General features: G+C 58.1%; 5 protein-coding genes. All 5 read left to right on the top strand.

Features of this window, described 5'->3' with window-relative positions; all coding sequences use genetic code 11:
* The coding region (locus H578_RS15300) for an integrase core domain-containing protein (RefSeq protein WP_156837348.1) at window positions 1-302 on the top strand (302 nt) is incomplete at its 5' end.
* 59 nt (window positions 303-361) lie between these two features.
* On the top strand, window positions 362-1,735 hold the full coding sequence (locus tag H578_RS0111955) for a tyrosine-protein kinase domain-containing protein (protein ID WP_022873908.1): 1,374 nt from the start codon (window positions 362-364) through the stop codon (window positions 1,733-1,735).
* 174 nt (window positions 1,736-1,909) lie between these two features.
* Window positions 1,910-3,532, top strand: a complete 1,623-nt coding sequence (locus H578_RS15165; protein WP_022873909.1) for a DUF4012 domain-containing protein — start codon at window positions 1,910-1,912, stop codon at window positions 3,530-3,532.
* 202 nt (window positions 3,533-3,734) lie between these two features.
* Window positions 3,735-4,325 (top strand): LPXTG cell wall anchor domain-containing protein, encoded by a 591-nt coding sequence (locus H578_RS0111965; RefSeq protein WP_022873910.1) that lies wholly within the window; start codon window positions 3,735-3,737, stop codon window positions 4,323-4,325.
* Between the two features lie 399 nt (window positions 4,326-4,724).
* Window positions 4,725-4,994 (top strand): IS3 family transposase (locus H578_RS0111970; RefSeq protein WP_022873911.1); only part of this gene is annotated, 270 nt, incomplete at its 3' end.

Genomic DNA, 4,994 nt, shown 5'->3' on the forward strand with positions numbered 1-4,994 from the left:
GCTTCGAGTCCTTCATCGCCGCCCACCCCGAGCTACACCACGTGCGCACCCGAGTGAAGACCCCGGGGCAGAACGGGTCCCGTGAACGCGGCTTCGGCACGCTGAAGTACGAACGGCTCTACCTGGACGAGATCGACGACGCGATCGTGCTCGCCGAGCGGGCCGAGGACTACCGGATCGAGTACAACGAGCTCCGGCCCCACGAGGCCATCTCATGGAACCGGCCCAAGGAGGTGCACCTGGGCCTGGCCGACCCCACCACCCCGACATTCAAAACCAAGGAAATCCTGCCAACTACTTGACGCGGGACAGTGGAGTACTGGTGTCTCCTCGGTGACGTCCTGATTCTGGAAAGGAACACGTGGAGCTTCGCGATTACCTTCACATTCTGCGGAAGAACTGGATTGTGATTATCGCGCTGATGCTGCTCGGTGTCGGTGCGGCGGTGGCCTACTCTCTTGCGCAAACACCGATGTATCAGTCGACAAGTCGGGTGATGTTCTCATCCCAAGCCGGCGACACTATCGGTGAGCAGCAGCAGGGCTACTCCTATACCCAGGAGCGCATGGCTTCGTATGTGGAGCTCACCAGTACGCCTCGTGTGCTTGAGCCGGTTGTCCAAGAGCTTGAACTCGATGAGTCAGCATCTGAATTGGCTGAGCGGTTGGAAGTAGAGAACACCACCGGTACCACCATCATCAGTGTGACCGCTGCGGACGAAGACCCTGAAGGGGCGGCTGAGATTGCCAACGCGGTCTCTGAGAGTCTGAACGGCGCGGTCAATGAAGCCGAGACCCTGCCCGGGACGGATGAAGCGCCGGTGAACATCACCCAGGTGACTCAGGCGCAACCGGCTACCTCGCCTTCCTCCCCGGATATTCCGTTGAATGTGGCCCTGGGGGGTCTAGTGGGCCTGGCTCTGGGGATTGGTGTGGCAGTGCTGCGTGCCACCTTGGACACCCGTATTCGGTCTTTGCGGGAGTTGCAGCAGGTGACCGATCAGCCCGTTATCGGTGCGATCCCTGTGGACTCGGAAGCCAAGACCCGGCCGATCATTATGAAAGAGGATCCGCTGGACCCGCGCAGTGAGGCGTTCCGCTCGCTGCGTACGAACCTGCAGTTCATCGAACTCGATGGCGGCAAGGTCTTCACCGTGACCTCCAGCATCCCTCGGGAGGGGAAGAGCACCACAGCGGTGAACTTGGCGATCGCTTTGGCCGATGCCGGGAAGAACACGGTGCTCATTGACGGAGATCTCCGTAAGCCGAAGGTGGCCGAGTACCTTGGCATCGAAGGCGGAGTGGGGCTGACCGACGTGCTCATCGGTCGCGTCGACGCCGAAGACGTCTTCCAACAGTGGGGCAATCGGCCTCTGTTGGTGTTACCTGCAGGAAGAATCCCGCCCAATCCCAGTGAGCTGCTGGGATCCCATCAGATGCAGGCTCTGCTGGACACCGTGGCACGGGGTTCTGACGTGGTGATTATCGATGCTCCGCCTCTACTTCCCGTCACCGATGCAGCAATCCTTGCCCGGGAGACGGCAGGCGCCATTGTGGCGGTTTCAGCGTCACGGACCTCTCGCGGGCAATTGCAGCAGGCGTTGGAGAACTTGGAGAACGTGGGTGCCAAAGTGGCCGGTATTACCTTGACCATGGTTCCCACGCGCGGGGCTGACGCCTATGGCTACAACTTCAGCTATGGATATGGCTATGGGTATGGACATGACGGTAAGTAAGTACCTCGCCCACCAGTCGACAGTAAGATAGCCACGATGGCGAGCACTCGGTGGTGGCACAGGGAAGCGAATTACCAGGTTAAGGCGGGTCGGGTCGCCCTGGGGTTGCTCATAGCGTTCGTTCTCGGAGTCCTGGCCGTGCTTGCTTGGAGTGGAATCAGCGTGGCACGCGCTATGCCGCATATTGAGCGCGCACAGCATATTGCGGCAGAGCTGGATACACAGTCAGTGCTTAGTGGCGACACCTCGCAACTTGATGAGTTGCAGCATGAACTGACTGCTGCACGCGGCCATATGGGAGGGCCCATCTGGTCGGTGGCTGAGGTGATTCCCTGGGTCGGCCCGCAGTTCAGTGCTGCCCGTACACTGACCGAAACACTGGACGAGCTGGCGCATGACGGACTCGCCACAGCGGCCGAAGCCGGTGCTGGGTTAGACGCACTCCAACCGAACGATGGACAGATTGATGTCGACGCTGTCGCGGCACTTAGCCCGCAAATTCAATCTGCGCATGCTTCAGTCCAAAATGCCAGAGAACGCATTGCAGGCATTGAATCTGCAGGCCTTGTGGCGCCGCTGCGTGAAGGTACAGCGCAGGTTGACCTACTGCTTGGGGAAGTTGAGCCGACACTGGAAGGTACGGCACGAGCTACGTCGCTTTTGCCGGCTTTTCTCGGCGCCAATGGACAGCGGGAGCACTTGCTCTTGCTGCAGAATAATGCCGAATGGCGATCCCACGGTGGCATTGTGGGACAGGTTATTCACATCACAGCCACGGACGGGTACATCGAGTTCTCCGATCAGGTGCCGGGCGCCGATTTTCCCCAGTTGGAAGAGGCCGTCACGCCTTTAGACTTTGACACTGAGCTGATCTTTGGTGACCGTCCAGGTCGTTACATGCAGAACTCAACAATGATTCCCGAGTTCAGCGAGGGTGCGCAAGTAGCACGTCAGTTTTGGCTGGATGAGTATGGCGGCGACCCTTCAGGAGTTATTGCCACTGACCCGGTCGCGTTGTCGTACATCTTGGAAGCTACAGGGCCAGTACATTTACCCACGGGAGACGAGCTGACCAGCGATAACGTCGCTCAATTGCTGCTGAACGAAGCCTATTTGAGGTACGAGGACCCGGCAGAGCAAGATCTGTTTTTCGCGGTAGCCGCCGATGCCATTTTTGATGCTCTACTTGGTGGTGAGGCAGAACCAGCTGAGGCGCTACGCGCTATCACTCGATCGATCGAAGAACGACGCCTTCTGGTCTGGAGTACAGAAGAACGAGAGCGGGTACTTCTCGAAGGAACTCCGGTGGCGGGCGAAATGCCCGTTAGTGATGCCCAGAGCACCAGATTCGGTGTTTACCTCAATGAAGGTGGAGGAACCAAGCTTAGCTACTACACGGCTGTCGGATCGAGTGCTGCTTGGTGCGGCGATAATACGGCCGTACTGCGCGTAACTCTGCGGAACTACGCTCCAGAAGATATTGAGGATTATCCCGACTACTTGCTTGCCACCTTTGATGGTGATGCACACACAGCCAGTGGTGTCCCGAGGGGTATTACCCGCACACTGGCGCATGTGTACTTACCGGAAGGGGCAGAATTCATTGGAAGTAGCCAGAACGCGGTGCATCTTGGCCAGCATGATGGACGTCCTGTATACGAATGGACTACCGATCTAGCTCCGGGTGAGTCGGCCACACTTGACATGCGAGTGCGGCCTATGACGGGACCTCAACTCGAGGTCCTCTCCACCCCAGTACTGAACGACCTTGACGTCGTACCTGAATGTGGGGCGTAACCTGGACTGCATTCTGATGCGCAAATCGCAGAAATTTAGCTTTTGAGAGCTTTTGTTGGTTGCGCTCCACCCATGTAGGTCTGTAGATTGAGATCTATCAAGCATCCGGAGCAGTAGTAGACGGGCGCATGATGACAGTCGGCGACTCTACACCCAGAGATTGCCTTCAACTGCTAATTACCTAGCTCTGAGGTAGACCACCATGAAGAAGACCTTCGCAAAGGCTGTCACAGCCTTCGCCATCGCCGGTGGGGTTGCGCTAGCGCCCGCACCTGCCCTTGCCTACGCTCCGACTCCTACTGAAGATGTCGTTGAGGTGCCTGCCGGTGCCGCGGCGGATGTTGCATTTGATCCGGTCTTCACATCTGGCGAAACCGTTGAGGTTACGTTAACTGGAATCAATGGTGCCTCTCAGACGTTGGCCACAACGGGCGAAATCTCCAGCACCAGTATCAGTAAAACTGCTGATGATAACGGAAGTGCAGTTGTAACGGTCACCTTAAACGAGGACGCATCGGGTGCTTATGAGTTGACCGCAGTTGGCCTGGAGAGCGGCGCAAGTGATGCGGTTACTGTGGCTACCGCGTCCGATGCTGCCGCCAGTGGGGCGGGGGACACAGATGCCGGAGCTCCCGGTGCCTCCGAAGATGCAGCGGCCACTGGTGAAGAACTCGCTGAAACGGGTCTTGACTCATCTTCCCTCGGTCTGTTGGTTGCTGGTGGTGCCCTGCTGCTCGGCGGTGGTGCGATCCTCACCGCACGTGCGCTGCGTAAGCAGAGGGCCCGCGTCTAAAGAGGCTCATATAGGAATTATTTCGACAGGTGCTCTGCGTTTCTCCTCCAGGCGAGACGCAGAGCACCTGTCTGTCTAACACCGTATGTCCTTTAGGGGGTCTTGGCACCAGAAGTCCATAAAGTATTGCCGTTACACTCGTTGCACAGAGCCTGCTGACCCGTCTATGAACCCATGTCACGAGGGGTGTGAACCCGTGAGCGACTACGTCGACGTCTCTCGAGACGCGAAGCGTGCGAACGGAAGAGACCTCGCAACGGATGCGGTGTCTTCCCCTCCTTCTCAGTTAGATGCTTGGCGGAAGAGCTACGTATGTTGGAGTGACCCCTTGATTTCGGTCCAGTAGTTATGTGAGTTGCACTGGCGCCCGCTCTTGGCGGGAGGAAGACTGGTGTAACCATGACAGCGAAGAGGAAGCGGCACTCCCCGGAGCAGATCATCCGCAAGCTCGGTGAGGCTGAGAAGATGCTGGCCCAAGGCCATGATGTCGCCGCGGTTGCCCGGGAACTCGGAGTTACTGAGGGCACCTACTACCGGTGGAAGAACCAATACGGCGGGCTCAAGGCCGAGGACGCCAAGCGACTCAAAGAGCTCCAGAAGCAGAATGACCGGCTCAAACGACTGCTGGCCGAGGCAGAGCTTGAGAAAGCTGCGCTGAAGGAGCTGGCT

The organism is Nesterenkonia alba DSM 19423, assembly GCF_000421745.1.
Classification (GTDB): Bacteria; Actinomycetota; Actinomycetes; order Actinomycetales; family Micrococcaceae; genus Nesterenkonia; species Nesterenkonia alba.

Bases quoted from the DNA above. Each gene is read 5' to 3' on its own strand.
- H578_RS15165 (WP_022873909.1), top strand. From the start codon at position 1,910: ATGCCGCATATTGAGCGCGCACAGCATATTGCGGCAGAGCTGGATACA.
- H578_RS0111965 (WP_022873910.1), top strand. From the start codon at position 3,735: ATGAAGAAGACCTTCGCAAAGGCTGTCACAGCCTTCGCCATCGCCGGT.